Consider the following 22,444-nt stretch of genomic DNA (forward strand, 5'->3'; position numbering starts at 1 on the left):
CTCAACGCTCCCTGACCAGGGCCGCGTACGAGCCGCCGCGCGCCACCAGTTCCTCGTGCCGTCCGCGCTCCACGACCGTGCCGTGCTGGAGCACGACGATCTCGTCGCTGTCGCGCACCGTGCTGAGCCGATGGGCGATCACCACGCACGCGCAGCCGCGCCGGCGCAGATTGTCCATCACCGTCTGCTCGGTCTCCGCGTCCAGCGCGCTGGTCACCTCGTCCAGCACCAGGATGCTGGGCCGGCGCACCAACGCCCGGGCGATCTCCAGGCGTTGGCGCTGCCCGCCGGAGAAGTTGCGGCCGTCCTGCTCGACCTTGCTGTGGATGCCGCCGGGCCGCCGCAGGACGACGTCGTAGAGCGCCGCGTCCCGCAGCGCCTCGACGACCGCGTCGTCCGGGATCGACGGGTCCCACAGCGCCACGTTGTCGCGGACCGAGCCCTCGAAGAGGAACACCTCCTGGTCGACGAAGGAGACCGAGGAGGCGAGCGCCCCGCGCGGGATGTCCTCCAGCCGCTGACCGTCGATGCGGATCACGCCCTCCCAGGGCGCGTACAGGCCCGAGATCAGCCGGGACACCGTCGACTTGCCGCTGCCGGAGCCGCCGACCAGCGCGACCTGCCGCCCCGGTCCGACGCTCAGGTCGAAGCCGGTCAGCAAAGGCTTGTCCAGCGGGCTGTAGCCGAAGCTGATGTTCTCCAGCTCGACGTGACCCTGCAGCCGGCGCGTGGAGTCGGCGCCGCCCGGCCGGTCGTACAGCGGGTCGGCGCGGAAGTTCTCCACGTCCTTCAGCCGGGCCACGTCCGCCGCGAAGTCCTGGATCCGGCCCGCGACGCCGTTGAGCCGGGTCAGCGGCGCGGTGAAGCGGGTGACCAGCGCCTGGAAGGCGACCAGCAGGCCGACCGAGATATGCCCCTCGATCGCCCGCATGCCGCCGATCCACAGGATCAGCGCGCTGTTCAGCGTGGCGAGCGTCGGCGCGACCACGCCCAGCCAGGCGCTCGGCACCCCGAGCCGCTGCTGCTCCTCCAGCGTGGTGGCGTGCTGCCCGGCCCACTTGCGGAAGTAGCCGTCCTCGCCGCCGGTCGCCTTCATCGTCTCGATCAACTGCAGCCCGGTGTAGGCCGTGTTGGTGAGCCGCGCGTTGTCCGCGCGCAGCTTCGCCGTACGCGTCGCACGCAGCCGGACGACGATCCGCATGGCGACGATGTTGAGCAGGGCCACGCCGATGCCGACATACGTCAGCTGCGGGTCGTAGGTGTAGAGGAGGACCGCGTACAGGACGACGACCACCGCGTCCACGCCCGCCGAGGCGAGGTCGCGGGAGAGCGTCTCGGCGACCGCGTCGTTCGACTGGAGCCGCTGGACCAGGTCGGCCGGGCTGCGCTGGGAGAAGAAGGTCACCGGCAGCCGCAGCAGATGCCGCAGGAAGCGGGCGCTGGACAGGGTCGACGAGATGATCCGGCCGTGGTGCAGATTGGCCTGCTGGAGCCAGGTCAGGGCGACCGTGAGCGCCACACAGGCGCCCATCGACGCGAACAGCACGTCCAGCAGCGAGGTCTGTCCGCCGATCAGGAACATGTCGATGTAGGTGCGGCTCAGCGCCGGCACGGCCGCGCCCACCAGGACCAGCAGCAGGCTCGCCAGCACGGCCGCCGGCATGGTGCCCGCGGTGCCGCGCAGCCGGGCCGGCATCGCGCCCAGCACACCCGGCTTGCGCCCGCCGCGCTCGAAGTCCGCGCCCGGCTCCAGCACCAGCACGACCCCGGTGAAGCTGCTGTCGAAGTCCTCCATCGGCACGAACCGCCGGCCCTTGCCGGGGTCGTTGATGTACACGCCCCGGCGGCCGAAGCGCCGGCCGAGGCCCTCGTAGACGACGTAGTGGTTGAACTCCCAGAACAGGATCGCGGGCGACTTCACCTGGGCGAGGGCCGCCAGGTCCATCTGCATGCCCTTGGCCGTCAGGCCGTAACCACGGGCCGCCTTGAGCAGGTTGCCGGCGCGCGAGCCGTCGCGGGAGACACCGCACGCGATGCGCAGCTCCTCCAGCGGGATGTGCCGTCCGTAGTGGCCGAGGACCATGGCGAGGGACGCGGCCCCGCACTCCACGGCCTCCATCTGGAGCACGGTGGGCGTGCGGACGGTCTTCACCCGGCTCTTGGGCACCGTGCGCCGGGGCGGCGCGGCCTTGCGGCGACCGCGGCTCTGCTCGGTGGCGGTCACGGGAGCAGCCAGTCGACGGGGCGCTGATCGGCCAGCCGGATCGACCCGGTCGCCATGGTCATGGAGGTGAGCGCGAACGGCGGCCCGTCCGCCGAGGACCACCGGTAGCCGCTCTTCGTCGCGGCCGACTTGTCCAGGCGGACCAGGACCGCCACCGGGCGGCCCTCCTTCGTGAACTGCCCGCCCAGCTGGCTGTCGCCGAGGAACGAGGCGATCTGCTGCGCCGACTGGGCCGTACGGTCCACGGACTTCACATGGCCGCGCAGCACGCCGTACTCCTGGGACGGCACGGTCTGCACGGTCAGATCGACGGGCGCGTCCTCGGGGATCGACGCGGCGTTCTCCGCGGGGACGTACACCGTCGCGTACAGCGGGTCGTCGGCGTCGGCGACCTTCTCCACGGCGGCGACGTTCGCGCCGGTGGCGATGATCTGCCCGATCGTGGCGGCGAGCGCGGTGATCCGGCCCGCGGCGACCGTCCGCACCACGGCGTCGCCGTCGGCGGTGCGCACCTTCAGCACGGGGGAGTCGGCGGGCAGCCGCTCGCCCTCCTTCACGAGGACCGCCGTGACCTGGCCGGCGGCGGGGCTCTGGAGGATGTAACTGCCCTCGCCGTGGGTGAGGACGGCGGGCGCGCTCACCGTGGACGCGACCGAACCGGTCACCGCCCACACGGACGCGGCCGCGACGACCACCACGGTCACGGACAGCACCAGCCAGCCCTGCGGGCGCGCGAAACGCACCGGCAGGTCGAGCTCCTCCGGCGACTGGAGCTTGGCGAGGGCCTGTTGGCGGAACTGCACGGGACTTCCCTCGGGAGTGTTCAGCGCACCGATGAGTCCCGGAGCCGGGTGACGGCTCCGGGACTCAAGGGGTCACAAAAAGGGTGCGATCAGAGACCGGCGACCAGGTTGGTGACCGCGCCCGTGTTCAGGCCGGTGGCGCCCTCGACGGTGCCGACGACCGTGTCGACCAGGCCGGAGACCGGGGCGATGCCGTCCACCAGGCCGGTGACGGTGCCGAGGGCGTTCAGGGACAGACCGCCGGAGACGTTGTCCAGCTCGGCGTCGGAGATCTCGACGGTCTCAACCTGGGGGGTGGAGTTCATGGTGGAACTTCCCTTCACATGGATAGCTCATCAGGGGGGAGCGGCCCCCTCTGGGGACAGACGACGGCCGCGGCCGAGAGCGCCGGACACCCGTTTCCGGGAGGCCCCGACGGCCCTGCGGTGCGATGGATCAAAGCAGGTTCGTCGCCGGGGCTTCCAATCAAACCCCCGTCCCACCTGGGCACTTGCGTCACAGGAGGGTGGAACCGTGCAGGCCCGACCACGGCTTGTCGGCGACTTCTTCACACCTCGCGAGGGAATTGCTCGGATGAGCGCGCTGCGCTCTCGCGGCGAATCCGACACTCCCGCCCCAATGGCATGGCCGGCCCCGCCGAGTTGTGCAGAACCCCTGCGTCCGGTGGCCCGCTTGGGCATTCGATGTGCAGATTCTCTGAAACACGGATTCGACACCGCGATCTGAACGGACCGTCGCCGACCGGCTACGGAAGGTGCCGGTTCGGGGGTGTGCCCAGCGGACGGTGGGTGGGCCTTGAGTGAGCGGCGAGCGGGCGAGCGGCGAGGGATCACCGACGAGTTTCAGCCATCCGAATCGATCACCGCGCGCCGGAACGAAGTCGGCGGCCGGACCGTCTTCGTCAGTTCGAAGCCTCGCAGGCGAGAGGTTTAGGGAGCCGTCATCGCCATTTGGGCGGTTGTCCGCCCGGCGGCCGGGTCGGGTGCGGGTCATGGCCGATTCAGCGTTTCGCAAAGGAAGTTGGCAAACGCGATTGAACGCATCACGCGCCCCCTGCGTACCCATGACCAACCAGGCGCCGCTGTACGGAGCTGCCGGACACCGGCAGCAGACCCCGTCCCCCAGGAGGTCGAGTTTTTTGAGTCACAAGCGAGTCACGAAGCGCAAGGTCATCATCGCGGCAGGCGCAGTCGCGGCGCTCGGAGCAGCGGCCATCCTGCTTCCCCAGGCCAACGCCTCCCAGGACGGCGGCTCCAACGACGCCACCGCGGTGAAGACCCTGAAGGCAGGCGACGCCTCGGACCTGGCCTCGCAGCTCGCCGAGCTGCTCGGTGAAGCCTTCGCCGGTTCGTACTACGACAGCGAGGGTCAGCAGCTGATCGTCAACGTCATCAATGTCGAGGGCGACGACATCAACATCGACGGTGACGAGAACCAGGTCATCGTGCAGGCCAAGAAGGCCGGCGCCAAGATCCGCCAGGTCTCCAACAGCACGGCCGAACTCGAGGCGGCCGCGGCGACGCTGAAGAAGGAAGCGACCATTCCGGGCACCGCCTGGGGTGTCGATCCCAAGACGAACAAGATCCTCGTCACCGCCGACTCCACGGTCACCGGCACCAAGTGGGACCAGCTGGAGACGACCGTCAAGACCCTCGGTTCGAGCATGGCGACGATCCAGAAGTCGGCCGGCACACTCTCCACCAAGGTGGCCGGCGGCGACGCGATATTCGGCGGCGGAGCGCGCTGCTCCCTCGGCTTCAACGTGACGGCGGGCGACGGTTCCCCGGCCTTCCTGACGGCCGGTCACTGCGGTGTCGCGGCCGAGGAATGGTCCGACGCCGAGAACGGCGAGCCCATCGGCACCGTCGACCAGGCGACCTTCCCCGGCGACGGCGACTTCGCGCTTGTGAAGTACAACGACGCGGCGACGGTGGCCGCGAGCGAGGTCAACCTCGGCGACCAGACCCTCCAGATCACCGAGGCCGCCGAGGCGACCGTCGGCACCCAGGTCTTCCGGATGGGCAGCACCACCGGTCTCAACGACGGTCAGGTCCTGGCCCTCGACGCCACCGTCAACTACCCCGAGGGCACCGTCACCGGCTTGATTCAGACGGACGTCTGCGCCGAGCCCGGCGACAGCGGCGGCTCGCTGTTCACCCAGGACGGCCAGGCGATCGGTCTGACCTCGGGCGGCAGCGGCGACTGCACCGTCGGCGGCGAGACCTTCTTCCAGCCGGTGACCACCGCCCTGGAGGCGGTCGGCGCGACCCTCGGCGACGGCGGACTCGGCGCCGGTGACGAGGTCGGCGGCGAAGAGGCGGGCGCCGGCGCCGTGGACGAGAACGCCGATGGCATCGACGACAACACGGGCGAGGCCATCCAGGGCGGCGGCGAGGACGCGGGCGCCGGCGCGGTGGACGAGAACGCCGATGGCATCGACGACAACACGGGCGAGGCCATCGAGGGCGGGGGCGAGGAAGCCGGCGCCGGTGAGGAAGCGGGCGCAGGCGACGAAGCCGGCGCGGCCGGCCACGACAACGGTCAGGACGTCGGCGGCGAGGACGCGGGCGCCGAGGAGCAGGGCGTCGGCAACGAGGACCAGGCCGGCGTCGAAGAGGGCGCCGAGGGCAACCAGAAGCACTGATCACTGATCACCCCACTGATCACCGGCCGATCACCCCACTGATCGGCGACTGATCACACGCACGGCCGAACGGTCCGGCCCTCCGGCGGGAGGGCCGGACCGTCGTGCGCTGCGCCGCACGGCTATGGCGGCGACGCCCGCAGCAACAGCAGTGCGACGTCGTCGATCCGCTCCTCCGCCGTCGCGTAGTGCCCCACCAGTTCGTCGGCCAGTTCCTCCAGCGGATGGTCCCCGGCCTCCCCGAGCCGCGTCCCCAGTTCGGCGATCGCGTCCTCGATGTCCACCCCCGGCGTCTCGACGAGCCCGTCCGTGTAGAGGGCGAGGACGCAGCCGGGGGAGAGCTCGACCTCCGTCGTCGGATACGACGCCGAGCTGTCGATGCCCAGCAGCGGGCCGCCCGCCAGATCCAGGACGCGCACCCGGCCGTCCGCCCGGCGCAGCAGCGGCGGCGGATGCCCCGCGCGGGCCATGACCGCCCGCCCGCGGGCCGGGTCGAGCTGCAGATAGAGACAGCTGGCGAACAGCTCCGAGCCGAGGTCGATCAGCAGTTGGTTGGTGCTGCGCATGACCTCCGCGGGCTCCTGGCCCACCGTCGTGTAGGCGCGCACCGCCGTGCGGATCTGCCCCATCAGCCCGGCCGCGGTCACGTTGTGCCCCTGTACGTCGCCGATCACGGCCACCGGCAGCGGCTGCGAGGGCACGAGGTCGTAGAAGTCCCCGCCGATCTCCATGCCCCGGGTGGCCGGCAGATAGCGGGCGGTCGCCTCGATGCCGGGCAGCGACGGCAGCGAGTGCGGCAGCAGCGCCGCCTGGAGCCCGTGCGCCAGCCGGTGCTTGACGTCGTACAGCTGGGCCCGGTCCAGGGCCTGCGCGATCAGCCCGGCCAGGCTGGTGAGCACCGCCCGCTCGTGCGTGGAGAACGTGTGCGGCTCGGTGTAGGCCAGCACACAGGCGCCGACCGGCCGGCCGGAGGCGATCAGCGGCAGGAAGGCCCAGGCGGAGAAGCCGTCCGGGCTAGCGTGCCGGGCCGGATAGAGCTGCCTCAGCTGCTGCCAGGACTCGAAGAACGACGGGACGCCGCGGGTGACGGCGTGCCCGCCCGGGTTCGGCTCGCTCAGCGGCATCCCGTCGAACCGCTCCACCGTGTGCGGGTCGGGATACCCGTGGTGGCCGAGCACATGCAGCCGCCCGGCCCGCGCGCCGAGCAGCGCCAGGGCCTGACTGCCCACCGCCGGCGCGATCTCGTCCGCGACCAGCCCCACCACGTCCTGCACGCTCACCGTCTCGGTGAGCGCCCCGGCCAGGCTCAGCGCCTGCGACATCGACACCAGCCGGGTCGGCGCGTCCCCCGGCCTGGACTCGGCCGGGCCCGTCTCCGACACGGCCCGCGCCAGGCTGATCCGCACGCTCAGCCCGGTGGTGCTCGGATACATCCGGAACGACAGCCACTGCGACGGCGGGCGCAGCGCCACGAACGAGGTGGCGTTCTGGCTGATCAGCGCGGCCCGGTAGCGCTCCTCGTACATGGGATCGTTGAGCCACGGCACGGTCGCCCACAGCTGCGAGCCCAGCAGCCCGCTCACCGGGACGCCCAGCAGCTCGCCGGCGGCGGGGTTGGCGAAGCCCACCCGCCCGCTCAGATCCAGCGAGCACAGCCCGTACGGCAGCCGGGCCACCATCCGCGCCGCCTCCAGCGTGCCGAGCGTGTCGGCGACCCCGCTCAGCGGCCCCGCGTCCACCACATCGGCCTCGGGGCGCAGCGACTGGTTCTGTGCCGCCGCGCGCTCCAGCCGCAGCGCGAGCCGTTCGCAGGCCGCCGTCAGCTCCTGACGCTCGCGGTCGGACAGCTCCGTCGGGTGCGAGCCCGGCCAGGTGACGAAGACCGCCCCGTACACCCGGGACGCGGTCGCCACCGGCAGCGCGGCCAGCGCGAACGGATACGGCAGGACGACGGCGATCCGCGGATAGCGGCGGGCCATGTCCTCCTCGCCGCCCACCCACACCAGCCGCCGTTCGCGCGCCGCCTCGGCGACCGGGATCGGCGCGCTGAGCCCCACCCGCTCCCAGGGCGCCGCGAAGGACCGGGGCAGCCCCGCGACCACCGCCATCTCCAGCACCGGCTCGTCGCCCCGCCGCAGGTAGACGGCGCCGGAGTGCGCGCCGACGTCGTCCATCATCGACGTCAGCGCCAGGGAGAGCAGTGGCCGGCCGACGGCCGCCCAATCGGTCGCCGGAGTCCGGCCGGGCGTCTCCTCCGGCACGGCGACCACCTCCTCGCCCGGCGCAGCGCGGGTCCCGGGGCTCCAAATCTGCCCCTTTGCGGCCCAGTGCGCACGGCGAGCGGCCCGCCCGCGCGGAAACGGCCGTGCGCCGCCCGCCGCCGACCTTCGCGAAACCTGCGCAGGGGCTGCGCACAGGCCCCTTTGGCGCTGTAATTGCGGACGTGGTCAGTGAGGGTGCCGGGGAGCGCGGAGCGGGACCTCGGCGTGCCGAGATCGCCCTCAAGACGATCACCGCCGATCCCGCCTCGCCCGAACGGGTGCGGCGCACCCTCGAACAGGCGCTCGTCTTCGCGGGCGCGGCCCTCGTCGCCGTCTACGCGCCCGGCGAGGACGGCGAACTGCTTCGCCTCGTGGAGTCGGCGGGCGTCCCCAGGTCCCTGTACGGGTTGCGCGAGAGCTATCCGCTCGACGGCCGTTCGCCCGCCGCCGACGCCCATCGCACCGGGCGGCCGGTGTGGCTGGGCCCGGCCGAGCTCGCCGACTGCGCGGAGTCGCGGCGGATGCCCGCGCGGGACGTCCACCTCGCCGCGCTGCCCGTCCAGGGCGGCGCGAGCGGCTGTCTGCTCGCGGTCGGCGAGCGTCCCGGCGGATTCGACGCCGACGACCGCGCCTGTCTGGAACTCGTCGCCGAGGCCGTGGTCCTGCCCGCCCCGGCCGCCGCCCCCGTGGAGGGCGAGGAACTGCGCGCCAACGCCTTCAGCCTGGCCATGGACACCGGCCGCATCGAGGTCGGCGACGAGATCCTGGAACTGTTCCCGCTGAGCCGGGCCGAGTTCGACGGCCGAGTGGAGACCCTGCTCGGGCTCGCCGTGCCCGAGGACCTGCCCTCGCTGATGTCCGTCGTCGAGGCCGACCACATGTCGATCGGCGAACGCGAACTGGAGTTCCGGGTGCTCCAGCCCACCGGGCCGCCGAAGTGGCTCAGGCTGCGCGGCCGGCTGCTGCCCGGCCGCGACGGGCGCTCCGCCCGGCTCGTCGGCACCGTCGCCGACGCCTCCACCCTGCGCGACGAGGTCACCGACGTGGCCCGGGTGCAGCGGCTGGCCGCCGCGCTCGCCACCGCCGGCACGGTCCGCGACGTCAGCCAGGCCGTCGTGGCCTCGCTGCGGGGGCCGCTGGGGGCCGATCGGATCGCGCTCGCCGAACTGGAGAACGAGCGGCTCGTGGTCACCGTCCTCGACCCGCCCGAACCCGAGTCCTGGCCCGAGCTGTGGCAGCAGGAGTGGCGCTCCGAGTGGCCCGACGCGCCCGTGCGGGCCATGCCCACCCTCGCCGCCGCCCTGCGCGAGGGCCGCGCCCGGATCTGGCCCGCCGGCACCGCCCTGGAACCGGCCCTGGCCGAGGTCGGACCCGGCGGCCTGGCGGTGCTCCCGCTGTCCGCGGGCGGCCGTATGGCGGGCGCGTGTCTCATCGGCTGGGACGAGCCGCACGAGTTCGGCCCCGACGAACGCGCCCTGCTCACCGCCTCCGCCGGACTCGCCGGACAGGCCCTGATGCGGGCCCACGCCTTCGACGCCGAGCACGAACTCGTCGGCATGCTCCAGCGCCAGCTGCTGCCGCGCCGGCTGCCCAGACTCGCCGGCGCGGTCGCGGTCGCCCGCTATCTGCCGGCCACCGCCGGCCTCGACGTGGGCGGCGACTGGTACGACGTGATCCCGCTGCCCGACCACCATGTGGGGCTCGTCATCGGCGACGTCCAGGGGCACAGCACGGCCGCCGCCACCCTCATGGGCCAGATGCGCACGGCCCTGCGCGCCTACGCCGCCGAGGGCCACCCGCCGGACGTCGTCGTCTCCCACGCCAACCGGCTCCTGCTCGAACTGGAGACCGACCTGTTCGTCACCTGCTGCTTCGTCGACCTCGACATGGAGGAGGGCACCGCCTGGTGCGTACGGGCCGGTCATCCGCCGCCCGTGCTGCGCCACCCCGACGGCTCGACCGACATCGCCGAGACGGACGGCGGCCCGCCGCTCGGCGTCCTGAGCCGGGCCGAGTTCCCGATGACCCCGCTGCGGCTGGCGCCCGGCACCGTCATCGCGCTGACCACGGACGGCCTCGTGGAATCCGCCGACCTGGACATCGACACGGGCCTGGACCGCCTCGCCCGCGCCCTGTCCGCCGCCGACCCCGCCCGCCTCGGCGTCGTCGCGGACACCCTCCTCGGCCACGCCCACCGCGGCGACGACGTCGCCCTGCTCCTGATCCGCTACGACGGCATGGCCGTCAAACCCCTGCGCGAGGGCTGGACGGTGTGGCGGGTGCCCGAGGCGTCCCGCCAGGCCCGCCGCTTCACCCGCCGCACCCTGCGCGAGTGGGGCGTCACCGACACGGCGATGGACGCGGCGCTGCTCGTCGTCTCCGAACTGGTCACCAACGCCCTCATGCACACCGAAGGACCGGTCCGCCTCGACCTCACCCTGTTCGGCCACCGGCTGCGCGTCGCCGTCACGGACGCCTCGCCCCGCAGCCCCGTGAAGCCGACCGCCCTCGGCTGGGAGGCCACCGGCGGCCGCGGCATCCTCCTTGTCGAGGCCATGTCCGACACCTGGGGGACGGTGCCGGTCAGCGGCGGCAAACAGGTGTGGAGCGAACTGCCGCTGGAGCGCGGAACCGGTCCGTCGTGAACCGGTCCGTCGTGAACCGGCCGGTCGTGAACCGCCCCGTCACCGCCGTCGGGCCGTGATCCGGTCGACCGCCCGGTACAGCGCCCGGCGCACCTTGCGGGCCGTGCGCCGTGCGCCGCCGGGCTGGGGCGCCGGCACCACCAGGACCCCGTCCGCGACGATGTGCAGCGCGAAGGGCAGCGGGTGGAAGCGGGCCGCGGGCGCCTCGGGGGTGAGGCACACGGACGTCAGCCAGGTCCCGCCGGTCAGCTCGTCCAGCGGCAGGACGGCCGTCAGCCGGCCGCCCGGCGAGAGCGTCCCGGAGACCTCGTGGGAGCCGCCGGACCGGGCCCCCGTCAGCCGCAGCAGCGCGGCGCCGGCCTCGGGCACATGCAGGGGCAGCACGATCCGGAGCTGATCCTCCGCGACGGTGACGTCCCCGGCCGAGACCCGGCCCAGGCCCAGCCGCCCGCTCGCGTGACCGACGTCCAGCGCGAGGCTCGCGTGCCGGTCGGTCCAGTAGGGGAGCACCACGCGGCCTCCGACGACCCCGGCGGGCGGCGCGGGACGGCCGTGGCCGTGGCGGGGCGCCGGGCCCAGCCGCAGCTCCTTGGTCCAGCCGCCCAGGTCCCCCCGGACCCACACGTCCCACAGACCCTCGCCGGCCGGGCTGCCGCTGACCGCGGTGGCGGGATCGACGGTGGCCGTCGCCCGCAGCACCAGCCGCACCCGGCTGCCGTCGCCGGCCGGAACCGTCTCCCGGACCACCGCCGCCGGCTGGAAGTACTGCGCCGAGCTGGCCCGCTCGCGCAGCAGCAGATCGGGCACCGCCCGGTCGAACCGGCCCACGGTATCCGCGCCGAGCCAGCGCACCGCCTCGGCGACATCGTGCGGCGGCCACCGCGGGGAGCCCCCGGCCGACGGGAACGTCATCGGCCCGCCGTCGTGCGTCAGCTCGGCGGTGAAGGAGATCCGCAGCACGCCGCTGCGCCACTCCACGTCCTCCGGGTCGACGGCGAGCGCGACGCCCGTCTCCCACTGCGCGAACGCGACGACGTCGTCGTAGCGCGCCTCGGCGGCCAGCGCGGCCACCACCCGCCGGGTCGGCTGCAACGGCGCCGCGACCCCCGGCCCGAACCGCTCGACGACCACCGCGTGGATCTCCTCGAACAGCTCCCTGCGGTAGTCCTCGGGCAGGTCCAGGAAGCGCCGGCCGCGCAGCCGCTCCACCATCTCCACCCGCAGCCAGCGCCGGAACAGCCGGTCGCGCAGCGGACCCGGTTCGGTGTACCGCTCGACGACGTCCAGGGCCTCCCGCAGGTTCTTGAAGTACCCCGCCGGGTCGAACGGCTGCAGGCTCGCGTTCCCGCCGTCGTCCCGTCGGACGTGGTAGTAGCAGACGTAGTCGGCGAGCACGCAGACGTTGTCCGCGCGCAGATAGGCCTCGGTGACGAAGACATGGTCCTCCAGCCGGCGCCGCCCCTCGGGGAAGCGCAACCCGATGCGCTCCAGGAACGCCCGGCGGACCATCTTGTGCGGGGTGAGGCTGTCGATGAGCGGCGCGTTCTCGACGGTGGCGTGCGGCCGGTTCGTCCGGAACAGCTCCACCGGCACCCGGCGCCCCCGGCCGGCCGTCTTGCCGACGACCACGTCCGCGTCGTGGGCGACCCCGTAGCCGTACATCCGCTCCAGGGCCTCGTCCCCGAGATAGTCGTCGCCGTCGACGAACATGACGTACTCGCCGCGGGCGGCGTCGATGCCGACGTTGCGCGGCTTGCCCGCCCAGCCCGAGTTCTCCTCGTGGATCACCCGCACCCGGCGGTGCTCGGCGGCCAGCGCGTCGAGCACGCCCGGGGTGGCGTCGGTCGAGCCGTCGTCGACGAAGATCACCTCGTACGCGTCCGGCGCGAGCGACTGCCGCAGCAGCGAGGCTACGCACGCCTCCAGGTAGGGACCGGGGTTGTAGACGGGGACGATGACGCTGACCTTGACCGGCATCGGGCTCCTGGCCCCCTTGCTGGATCGCTCTGCCGTGCGCGGGACGGCGGGTGCGCGTGGCCCGATGCTAACCCCGCCGACCGCCCCTCACCTGTCCGTAGTCTGACGCCGTGCGCCTCCTTCTGATGTCCGACACCCACCTCCCCCGGCGCGCCAAGGCGCTCCCCGCCCCGCTGCTCGACGAGCTCCCGCGCGCCGACGTGGTGATCCACGCCGGGGACTGGGTGGACACGGCCACCCTCGACCTGCTGGAGAGCCGCAGCCGGGCCGTCGTCGGCGTGTACGGCAACAACGACGGGCCCGAGCTGCGCGCCCGGCTGCCCGAGACCGCCTACGCCGAACTGGGCGGACTGCGCTTCGGCGTCGTCCACGAGACGGGCCCCGCCCAGGGCCGGGAGGCCCGCTGCGCCGCCCGCTTCCCCGACCTGGACGTCCTCGTCTTCGGCCACAGCCACATCCCCTGGGACACCACGGCCCCCGGCGGACTGCGGCTGCTCAACCCGGGCTCCCCGACCGACCGCCGACGTCAGCCGCACCGCACCTTCATGACCGCCACCGCGGCCGACGGCCGACTCACCGACGTGGTCCTGCACCGGCTGACATAGGACTCCAGGCCCGCGGACACAGGCCCGCGGACACAGGACCGGGCCGCCCCGGCCGAACGGGCTCGGAGGCGGCCCGGAACTTGCGAGTGTGCGTTGCTTCCACGGACCTCCTTCCGACACGAGACAAAGGGAGGACATGCATGCCTGTCCTGGCGCCCGCGTACCCCGCTCCACGCGTCCTACACACACCCGATCCGGTGGACTGCCGACAGCGGCCGACAGCGGCCGACAGCGGCCGAGAGCGGCCGATCAGCGGTGGATGGTCCCCGCCGTGGCCGTCAGCGGGGCGCCGCTGCCGCCCCAGCGCAGCGCGACGATCTCGGCGGCCACCGACACGGCGACCTCCTCGGGCGTGCGGGCCCCCAGGTCCAGCCCGACCGGTGAGCGCAGCCGGGACAGCTCACGGTCGGTGAGCCCGGCCTCCACGAGCCGCGCCCGCCGTTCGTCATGGGTGCGGCGGCTGCCCATCGCCCCGATGTACGCGGCGGGCCCGCGCAGCGCCACCTCCAGCAGCGGCACGTCGAACTTCGGGTCGTGGGTCAGCACGCAGATCACCGTGCGCCCGTCCGTGTCCGTGCCCCGCAGATACCGGTGCGGCCAGTCCACGACCACCTCGACGCCGGCCGGGAAGCGCGCGGGCGTGGCGAAGACCGGGCGGGCGTCGCACACCGTGACCCGGTAGCCGAGGAAGTCGCCGATGCGGGCCACGGCGGCCGCGTAGTCGATCGCGCCGAACACCAGCATGCGCGGCGGCGGCGCGAAGGAGTGCAGGAACACCGACACGGCGTCCTCCCGTCGCTCACCGCGCGGCCCGTAGTGCCGTACGCCGGTGACGCCGAGGGCGAGTTCGCCGCGCGCGTCGGCCGTGACGGCGGCGTCCAGCCCGTCCGCGCCCAGGGTGCCCGAGGTCCGGTCCGGCCAGACGGCGAGGGCGGCCCCGCGCGGCGCGGGACCGTCGGTGACCGTGGCCACGGTCACCGGCTCGCCCGCGGCCACCGACTCCGCGACCGCGCCGAACGACGGGTCCAGGCCCGCGGTGACGGGACGCACGAGCACGGTGATCTCGCCGCCGCAGGTCAGCCCGACGGCGAAGGCGTCCTCGGCGCTGTAGCCGAAGGTCTCCAGCCGGGCCGCGCGGTCGGCCACCACCTCCTGGGCGAGTTCGAACACCGCGCTCTCCACACAGCCACCGGAGACCCCGCCCACCACCTCGTCGGCCGGACCCACCGCCATCGCCGCGCCCGGATCGCGCGGCGCGCTGCGGCTGACGGCGACGACGGTGGCGAGCCCGAACGGCTCACCGGCCGCATACCACCGCTTCAGCGTCGGCAGAATCTCCCGCACGATCGGTTCCCTTCCGGCCGCGAACGACCGGCTCGGTCGCTTTCCCTGAACGGTAGTCCGACGCGGCGCGGCTCGCCGGGCGGCCGACCGCGCCGGCCCGGGAGACTGCGCCGACCGGGTGTTTCGTACCGACCGGGCGAGTTGTGCCGACTGCGCCGACCGGGCTGACGGGGAATGAACTTACTCGTGGGTCAGAAGGTATTGACGGTGTCTGGAAACCACCGGACTGTAGTGGACATGTCGAATATCCGGGCCCGTCTGCTCGCTGTTCTGGTGGTCCTCTGCGGACTCTGTGGCTTCCTCACCGCGGCGGGTTCCCCGGCCGCCACCGCCGCCACGCTCCCCGGCTCCCTCGCCTTCGACGGCACGGCGCTCACCGTGTCCGGCGGCCGCTTCGTCGACGGCAACGGCCGCGAGGTCGTGCTGCGCGGCTACAACGTCTCCGGCGAGACCAAACTCGCCGAGAACGACGGGCTCCCCTTCGCCTCGGTCGCGGACGCCAAGAAGTCGGCGACGGCCCTGCGCGCCCTCGGCGGCGGCAACTCCGTGCGCTTCCTGCTCTCCTGGGCCTACGCCGAACCGGTGCGCGGCCAGGTCGACACGGCTTATCTGGCCGCCGTCACCGCCCAGCTGGGCGCCTTCCTGGACGCCGGCATCCGGGTCTACCCCGACTTCCACCAGGACCTGTACTCCCGCTACCTGTTCAACTCGGGCAGCTGGTACACCGGCGACGGCGCCCCCGCGTGGGCGGTGGCACTCGGCGGCTACCCCGCCGAGTCCTGCGGCATCTGCTTCCTCTGGGGCCAGAACATCACCAACAACGGCGCGGTGAAGGCCGCCCAGTACGACTTCTGGCACAACAACCACGGCCTCCAGGACTCCTTCCTCACCACCGCCCAGAAGACCATGGCGTACCTCAAGGCGAACCTCAGCGCCGAGCAGTTCGCCGGCGTCCTCGGCTTCGACCCCTACAACGAGCCCTACGCCGGCACCTACGACTCCGGCCAGGCCAGCCGCGCCTGGGAACGCGATGTGCTGTGGCCCTTCTACGTGAAGTTCCGGGCCCGGATGGACGCGGCCGGCTGGACCGACAAGCCCGCCCTCGTCGAGCCGAACCTCTTCTGGAACGGCAACGTCAGCAAGGAGGAGGGCGGCCTCCTCGACGCGGGCACGCTCGGCTCCCGCTATGTCTTCAACACCCACTTCTACGACCAGAAGGCCATCTCCGGCATCCTGATGTGGGGCAACGCGGCCGACGGCCAGTACGTCACCGACTTCGCCACGGTCCGCGACCGCGCCTCGGCGCTCGGGACGACGGCGATCGTCAGCGAGTTCGGCCACCCGCTGAACGGCAGCACCGCCGGCAAGGCCCCGACCGTCCTGAAGGCGATGTACCAGGCCCTCGACTCCCGGGTGAAGGGCGCCAGTTGGTGGACCACCCCCGCCACCTCCGGCCCGGTGCTGTCCGGTTCGCAGTGGCAGTGGGACATCTACAACGGCCGCCACCACGAGCTGATGAACGACAACCCCGACAAGCTGCTCACCACGGGCGACGCCTGGAACGACGAGGACCTGTCGGCCGTCCGCCTGGACGACAGCGGCACGGCGACCCTCCGTCAGGACGCCCGTCTGCTCGACCGGGTCTACCCGAGCGCGACCTCCGGCACGACCGTCGCCTTCACCTACGAGGACCGCTCCCGCGACGGCTCCACCACGCTCACCTGGAACCCCGTCCCCAGCAGCCTGCCGAACGTGGCCTCGCTGGTCGGCTCCGGGCAGTACAGCGTGCTGGTGTGGCGCTCGGGCGGCGGGACGGCGCCCACCGAGCTGCACCTGCCCGCGTCCTTCCCGACCGCTGCCACCACGGTCGTCTCCGACCTGGGCACGGTGTACGGCCCGCCTGCCTACTCGTCCACCACGAAGATCGCCGCCGCCGTCGAACCGGGCGGCACCGGCAGCCGACGTCTGCTGCTGAGCACGTCCGACACGGGCGCCGTGCACTACGCCCTGGTCACCAACGGCGCGACCGCCCCGTCCGCGACCCTGCTCGCGGCGGCCCGCACCGAGCTGGCGTCCTGGGTGGCCCAGAAGGTGGGGTAGGACGCCGCCACTGACCCTCCCCCCCCGACGTCGCGCGCGCAGGATACCCCTTCCCTACGCTCCGACAGGGAAGGGGTACCCTGCGCGACGGGGTTTTTTCGGACACGACAGAATCGGTGGTGGGGGAGCACGGAGCGCGACGAGGGAGGGTCAGTGACGGGCAGGCTCAAGGCGCCGACCGGCCGGTACGGCGGCAAGACCGCCGAGCAGCGGCAGGCCGAGCGCCGGGCGAGGTTCCTGGACGCGGCGCTGGAGATGTTCGGCGGCGCCCCCGGCTACCGCGGCACCACGGTCGCCTCGCTGAGCGAGGCGGCCGGCCTGTCGACCCGCCAGTTCTACGAGGAGTTCCGCGGCCTGGAGGACGTCCTGGCGGCGCTGCACCTCCAGGTCAACGACTGGGCGGAGGCGGCGGTCGTGGCCGGCATCGCGGGCGCGGAGGGTCTGCCGCTGGTCGAACGCGTCACCGCGATCTTCCGCGCCTACGCCGCCAATGTCACCGGCGATCCCCGCCGCATCCGTATCACGTTCGTCGAGATCGTCGGCGTCAGCTCCCGGCTGGAGGAGCAGCGTCTGGCCCGCCGTGCCCGCTGGATCGAGCTGATCTGCGGCGAGGCGATGGCCTTGGCGAACCGCGGCGAGGCGGCAGTCCGCGACTACCGCCTCCCGGCGACGGCGTTCATCGGCAGCATCAACGGCCTCCTGCACGACTGGACCGCCGGCTGGGTCGAAGCCACCCTGGACGAGGCCGTCGAAGAACTGGTCCGCCAACTCCTGGGAATCCTCCGCCCCCCTGGCTGGACGCCGACGCGGACGCCGGGGGCGGGGGAGGATTCCGCGGCGTCGACGCCGGGTTCCGGGGCGTCGTAGCCCCGACCGGTGGTCAGACCTGGGCGGTCGTCAGGCGAGGCGCCCCACCGCGTTCGCGACCCGCGTCACCCGTCCTCCTGGCGCACCCCGCCCTTAGGGCTGGCGTCGACGCCGGGGCCCCGGCCGGCGCAGCCCCGGCCGGTCGTCAGGCCTGAGCGCTCCGCCGGAAGTGGCGCGATGTGCCGTTGTTCCGGTGCGGCACCGTCGTGGCTGGTCGCGCAGTTCCCCGCGCCCCTTCAGGGCGCTGACGAGCCGCTTAGGCGGGCCACCGCCTCCACCACCCGGGTGACCCCGTCCTCCTTGCGTACGCCCGCTGCCAGCTTTCGCGCGCGGTCGCGGTAGCCGGGGTCGCCCGTGGCGCGGGCGAGGGCGTCGGTGAGGGTGTCGGCGGTGAGGTGGCGCAGGGGGATCGAGGTCGGGGCGACTCCGAGGGTGACCAGGCGGTCCGCCCAGAACGCCTCGTCGAACTGGATCGGCACCGGCACCGCGGGGACCCCGGCCCGCACGCCGGCCGCCGTGGTGCCCGCCCCGCAGTGGTGGACCACCGCAGCCGTCTCCGGGAAGAGCAGCGCGTGCGGCACGTCGTCGACGGTCAGCATGTCGTCCCCGTCGGCCGCGAGGCCCGCCCAGCCGCGCTGGATCACCCCGCGCAGCCCCGCCCGCCGCAGCGCCCGGACGACCTCGGCGCTCAGCCGCTGCGGGTCCGGCACGGTCGCGCTGCCCAGGCCCACGAAGACCGGCGGCGGCCCCGCGTCGAGGAACTCCCGCAGGGCGGACGGGAGTCGGGTCTCGCGGTCGTAGGGCCACCAGTACCCGGTGACGCCCAGTTCCGCCCGCCAGTCCCGGGGCCGGGGCACCACCAGGGGGCTGAAGCCGTGCAGGACCGGTCGGCCGCGCCGGTTCCCGGCTCGCGGGCCGAGGGCCGGGCGGCGCCCGGCGGGCAGGCCCAGCCGGGCCCGTACGGTCGGCAGGACGGGGGCGAAGACCTGCTCGACGGCCCGCTCGACGCCGTGCCCGGCGAGCCGGTTGCCGACGGCTCCCCAGGAGCCGCCGCCCAGCAGCGGCGGCGCGAACTCCCGCGTGGGGGCGACCGGTTGGAGGGCGAGGTCGAGGCTCGGCAGGGACAGCCCCTCGGCGATGACATGGCCCAGCGGCGCCACCGAGGCCGACAGCAGGAGCGCGTCGGCCGCGCGGGCGGCGATCAGGAGGTCGTCGGTCATGTGCCCGACGAGCGCCCGCGCCATCCGGGCCACCCGCAGCAGCTTGCCCGGGCCGGTGCTGCTGCGATGCAGCCCGCGGCCCTGCTCGGACTCCAGTTCGGCCCGTGGGTCGACGGGCAGCGGGTGGAAGCCCACCCCGGAGCCCGTCACCAGCGGCGCGAACCGCTCGTGCGTGACCAGGGTGACCTCGTGGCCCGCGCGCACGAGCGCGTGCCCCAGCCCGGTGAAGGGGGCGACATCGCCCCGGGAACCCGCCGTCATGATCGCGACTCGCACGACGGACAGTATGGGGGCCGCCGGCCCCGCGCGGGGCGAACGACCCTGCAAAAGCAGCCACTTCACTGCCGGGCGCTGTGTCCGAGTCACTCGTGACGGCACGGCCGAAGTCGCTTCTGAGGGCCATCACACCACTTCTGTCGCAGCCGTTGACTTCACCGCGCGGCGGCTCTACTTTCAGCGCGCAATACGTTCGGTTCACCGACCCTCGTTCGAGATTTCGCACTCGGAGCCGCCGCATGCAACCCCCACCCCGTTCTGGCCTCGCCCGGCGCTGGAGATCAGCCGCCGCCCGCGCCCTCGCCCTCCTGCTGACGGCGACCGCCGCCCTGCTCTTCGTCCAGCCGGGCCCGGCCCAGGCCGCGACCTCGCGTCAGATGTCCGTGCCCACCGCCCCGATGGGCTGGGCCTCCTGGAACAGCTTCGCCGCGAAGATCGACTACAACGTCATCAAGCAGCAGGTCGACGCGTTCGTCGCCGCGGGCCTGCCGGCGGCCGGATACCAGTACATCAACATCGACGAGGGCTGGTGGCAGGGCACCCGCGACAGCGCGGGCAACATCACCGTCGACGAGTCCGAGTGGCCGGGCGGCATGAGCGCCATCGCCGACTACATCCACAGCAAGGGCCTCAAGGCCGGCATCTACACCGACGCCGGCAAGGACGGCTGCGGCTACTACTACCCGACCGGGCGCCCCGCCGCCCCGGGCAGCGGCAGCGAGGGCCACTACGAACAGGACATGCTCCAGTTCTCGCAGTGGGGCTTCGACTTCGTGAAGGTCGACTGGTGCGGCGGCGACGCCGAGGGCCTCGACGCGCCGACCACGTACACCGCGATCAGCGCGGCGGTGGCGAAGGCGACGGCCACCACGGGCCGCCCGCTCACCCTCTCCCTCTGCAACTGGGGCTACCAGAACACCTGGAACTGGGCCCCCGGCCTCGCCCCGATGTTCCGGACCAGCACCGACATCATCTACTACGGCAACGCGCCCTCGATGACGAACCTGCTGTCCAACTTCGACCAGGGCCTGCACCCCACCGCCCAGCACACCGGCTACTACAACGACCCGGACATGCTGATGGTCGGCATGAGCGGCTTCACCGCCGCCCAGAACCGCACCCATATGAACCTGTGGGCCGTCTCCGGCGCGCCGCTCCTGGCCGGCAACGACCTGACCACGATGACGACCGAGACGGCGAACATCCTCAAGAACCCCGAGGTCATCGCCGTCGACCAGGACGCGCGCGGCCTCCAGGGCGTCAAGGTCGCCGAGGACGCCACCGGCGCACAGGTCTACGGCAAGGTCCTCGCCGGCTCCGGCAAGCGCGCCGTCGTCCTGCTCAACCGCACCTCCGCCGCCCAGAACATCACCGTGCGCTGGTCGGACCTGGGCCTCACCAACGCCTCCGCGACCGTCCGCGACCTGTGGGCGCGCGCCGACGTCGGCACGTACTCCACGAGCTACACCGCGAGCGTTCCGGCGGGCGGCTCGGTCATGCTCACCGTCAGCGGCGGCACCGAGGCCTCGGGCAGCACGTACACCGGCACGTCGAGCTTCTCCGGCGTGGTCGCCGGCAGCACCGGCCTGAAGGTCGTCGACGTCGCCTACACCCACACCGGCTCCACCGCCCGCACCGCGACGCTGAAGGTCAACGGCCAGACCACGACGACCGTCTCCTTCCCGCCGACCGGCTCCGCGCAGGGCACGATCACCCTCCAGGTCGCCCTGTCGAAGGGCTCGGCCAACACGCTGACCTTCACGAACGCCCCGACCCTGGCGGACATCACGGTCAGACCTCTGCCCGGCGCGAACGGCAGCCTCGTCGTCGGCACCCAGTCCGGCCGCTGCCTCGACATGTACAACAGCACCATTTCCAACGGCACCCAGGCCGAGCTGTGGGACTGCAACGGCGGCTCCAACCAGGCCTGGACGTACACCTCCCGCAAGGAACTCGTGGTGTACGGCAACAAGTGCCTGGACGCCTACAACCTCGGCACGACCAACGGCACCAAGGTCGTGATCTGGGACTGCAACGGCCAGAACAACCAGAAGTGGAACATCAACAGCGACGGCACGATCACCAACGTCCACGCGGGCCTCTGCCTCGACGCCAACGGCGCGGGCACGGCCAACCGCACCCCGATCGTGCTGTGGACCTGCGGCACCGCCGACAACCAGAAGTGGACGCTGACCTGACAGTCCTCCGGTCCGCTCCGTCGTCCGGGTGGGCACGCACGCGCGTGCCCACCCGGATCGCCTGGGAGAGCTGAACCGCGGGTACGGGTCCGGCTCACCGACGCCGACCGTGCCGCGCTCGAACGGCACGCGGCCTCGGAGGGGGCGGGTGCGAGCGCGCTGCTCTCAGCGCTGTCCGCAGCAGAGCGAGAGACACTCGCCGACCTGCCGCGAACACTGGCGCCGGCAGCGGAGCGCGGGCCGGACGCGACCGTCCCAGCCCCGCCCGCACCGCGAAGGTCCAGGTCAGCCGGGAGCTGACCTGGAACCTCGCGGTCTTCCTGCCTACTCGTCCCATGCCTGGATCAACGTCTGTTCGACGATCTTGCCGTCACGCAGCGTGATCATCGACTCGGCGAGGACCCGCACACCGTCCGCGTACTGGCAGGACTCGCTGTACGCGGCACGGTCGCCCTGGACGATGCACTCCTCCAGTTTGTGGGTCATGTCCCGGCTGTAGACGTCGTCGAGCAACTGGGCGATCTCGTCCCGGCCGTGCAGCACCCTGGGGCGGCTGGGCTGGGTGTTGTGGTCGATGACGCGCAGTTCGGCGTCGTCGGCGTAGAGCGACAGCAGTGTCGTCGCGGTCTGTCCCTCGACGCCCCTGCGCAGGGTCTCGGTGTCGAAGGCGGAGCCTGCCGCGGTGCCCATGGTGACCTCCTTGGAGAGGCGCGGCCCAGGGGAGGACGGGCCGCCGGCCCCTCACCTTCGAGGCTCCTCCGGCCCGCCGCGCTCGGCAAGCGCAGACGACCCGCTCCACCCGTCGGGTGAGCGCCGCCGCCCGCCCGTGTCCACGACAGCGCCCGCCGCGTTGCTGAGGGCATGATCTCCACTCGACGCATCGCCGCCATCGCCGCTCTCGCCGCCGGGGTCACCGGCCTCGCGGCGCCCATGGCGAACGCGGCCGACGCCCCGGACGCCGGCCGGTTCAACCCGATCACCACGCTGGACACACTCGCCGCGAGCCAGATTCCCGCAGAGCACCGGGCCGACCTGCCGCCGGTCTCCCAGCAGCTGCGCGAGCTCAAGAACGTGAGCCAGCTGGAAAAGCTGAACGAGCTGCACCAGGTCACCGACCTCGCCGCTCCCGTCACCGGGCTGCTGCCCGAGATCCAGTGAGCTTGGCGCCACTGCCCGTGGGGGCCGTCCGGACGACCGGGCGGCCCCCACGCACGTCCGGTCACACCGGCCGCACCCGTCCCGTCGGGTCGCGTAGGGTCGGGACCTGGGACGACGGACGA

The 22,444-nt window shown here is 72.9% G+C and carries 15 protein-coding genes; 7 read left to right on the forward strand and 8 right to left on the reverse strand.

Annotated features, from left to right (window positions below):
• Position 1 precedes the first annotated feature (1 nt).
• From ACWCPF_RS14490 to ACWCPF_RS14500, 3 genes are all read right to left on the reverse strand, one after another.
• Positions 2–2,224 (reverse strand): NHLP family bacteriocin export ABC transporter peptidase/permease/ATPase subunit, encoded by a 2,223-nt coding sequence (locus tag ACWCPF_RS14490; RefSeq protein ID WP_451045337.1) that lies wholly within the window; start codon positions 2,222–2,224, stop codon positions 2–4.
• Positions 2,221–3,027, reverse strand: coding sequence for an HlyD family efflux transporter periplasmic adaptor subunit (locus ACWCPF_RS14495; RefSeq protein WP_451045338.1), 807 nt, complete (start codon positions 3,025–3,027; stop codon positions 2,221–2,223). Before ACWCPF_RS14495 ends, ACWCPF_RS14490 begins: the two co-directional genes overlap by 4 nt.
• Before the next feature lie 89 nt (positions 3,028–3,116).
• Positions 3,117–3,332, reverse strand: coding sequence for a type A2 lantipeptide (locus ACWCPF_RS14500; RefSeq protein ID WP_451045339.1), 216 nt, complete (start codon positions 3,330–3,332; stop codon positions 3,117–3,119).
• An 833-nt stretch (positions 3,333–4,165) separates the two neighbouring features.
• Between ACWCPF_RS14500 and ACWCPF_RS14505 the strand changes: the two genes are divergently transcribed.
• Positions 4,166–5,671 carry a S1 family peptidase gene (locus ACWCPF_RS14505; RefSeq protein WP_451045340.1) on the forward strand — a complete coding sequence of 502 codons (1,506 nt, stop codon included), beginning with the start codon at positions 4,166–4,168 and terminating at the stop codon, positions 5,669–5,671.
• 122 nt (positions 5,672–5,793) lie between these two features.
• Here ACWCPF_RS14505 and ACWCPF_RS14510 read toward each other — a convergent pair whose 3' ends face one another.
• Positions 5,794–7,932, reverse strand: a complete 2,139-nt coding sequence (locus tag ACWCPF_RS14510) for a SpoIIE family protein phosphatase (RefSeq protein ID WP_451045341.1) — start codon at positions 7,930–7,932, stop codon at positions 5,794–5,796.
• Between the two features lie 182 nt (positions 7,933–8,114).
• On the opposite strand from ACWCPF_RS14510, the gene ACWCPF_RS14515 reads away from it, so the two are divergent.
• Positions 8,115–10,577: a SpoIIE family protein phosphatase gene (locus ACWCPF_RS14515; protein ID WP_451045342.1), complete on the forward strand. Its 2,463-nt coding sequence runs from the start codon at positions 8,115–8,117 to the stop codon at positions 10,575–10,577.
• A gap of 39 nt (positions 10,578–10,616) precedes the next feature.
• Here ACWCPF_RS14515 and ACWCPF_RS14520 read toward each other — a convergent pair whose 3' ends face one another.
• Positions 10,617–12,554: a glycosyltransferase family 2 protein gene (locus ACWCPF_RS14520; protein WP_451045343.1), complete on the reverse strand. Its 1,938-nt coding sequence runs from the start codon at positions 12,552–12,554 to the stop codon at positions 10,617–10,619.
• Positions 12,555–12,664: 110 nt separating this feature from the next.
• Here ACWCPF_RS14520 and ACWCPF_RS14525 point away from each other — a divergent pair, with 110 nt between their 5' ends.
• The gene (locus tag ACWCPF_RS14525; protein ID WP_451045344.1) at positions 12,665–13,159 is read left to right on the forward strand and encodes a metallophosphoesterase family protein; all 495 of its coding nucleotides are present in this window, start codon (positions 12,665–12,667) and stop codon (positions 13,157–13,159) included.
• A 249-nt stretch (positions 13,160–13,408) separates the two neighbouring features.
• Here the strand turns inward: ACWCPF_RS14525 and ACWCPF_RS14530 are convergent, their stop codons facing one another.
• Positions 13,409–14,503, reverse strand: a complete 1,095-nt coding sequence (locus ACWCPF_RS14530; RefSeq protein ID WP_451045345.1) for an XdhC family protein — start codon at positions 14,501–14,503, stop codon at positions 13,409–13,411.
• 237 nt (positions 14,504–14,740) lie between these two features.
• Between ACWCPF_RS14530 and ACWCPF_RS14535 the strand changes: the two genes are divergently transcribed.
• Both ACWCPF_RS14535 and ACWCPF_RS14540 read left to right on the forward strand, forming a co-directional pair.
• A complete protein-coding gene (locus tag ACWCPF_RS14535; protein ID WP_451045346.1) occupies positions 14,741–16,603 on the forward strand; it encodes a cellulase family glycosylhydrolase in 1,863 nt (620 codons plus the stop codon).
• 153 nt (positions 16,604–16,756) lie between these two features.
• Positions 16,757–17,470 (forward strand): TetR/AcrR family transcriptional regulator, encoded by a 714-nt coding sequence (locus ACWCPF_RS14540; RefSeq protein WP_451045347.1) that lies wholly within the window; start codon positions 16,757–16,759, stop codon positions 17,468–17,470.
• Between the two features lie 236 nt (positions 17,471–17,706).
• On the opposite strand, the gene ACWCPF_RS14545 is transcribed toward ACWCPF_RS14540, so the two are convergent.
• A complete protein-coding gene (locus ACWCPF_RS14545; RefSeq protein WP_451045452.1) occupies positions 17,707–18,951 on the reverse strand; it encodes a glycosyltransferase in 1,245 nt (414 codons plus the stop codon).
• Between the two features lie 254 nt (positions 18,952–19,205).
• Between ACWCPF_RS14545 and ACWCPF_RS14550 the strand changes: the two genes are divergently transcribed.
• Positions 19,206–21,164 (forward strand): ricin-type beta-trefoil lectin domain protein, encoded by a 1,959-nt coding sequence (locus tag ACWCPF_RS14550; RefSeq protein WP_451045348.1) that lies wholly within the window; start codon positions 19,206–19,208, stop codon positions 21,162–21,164.
• Between the two features lie 324 nt (positions 21,165–21,488).
• On the opposite strand, the gene ACWCPF_RS14555 is transcribed toward ACWCPF_RS14550, so the two are convergent.
• Positions 21,489–21,854 (reverse strand): nuclear transport factor 2 family protein, encoded by a 366-nt coding sequence (locus ACWCPF_RS14555; protein ID WP_451045349.1) that lies wholly within the window; start codon positions 21,852–21,854, stop codon positions 21,489–21,491.
• Positions 21,855–22,025: 171 nt separating this feature from the next.
• On the opposite strand from ACWCPF_RS14555, the gene ACWCPF_RS14560 reads away from it, so the two are divergent.
• Complete coding sequence (locus ACWCPF_RS14560) at positions 22,026–22,322, forward strand: hypothetical protein (RefSeq protein ID WP_451045350.1); 297 nt, start codon at positions 22,026–22,028, stop codon at positions 22,320–22,322.
• Positions 22,323–22,444 lie beyond the last annotated feature (122 nt).

The organism is Streptomyces sp. NPDC001858 (assembly GCF_053594615.1).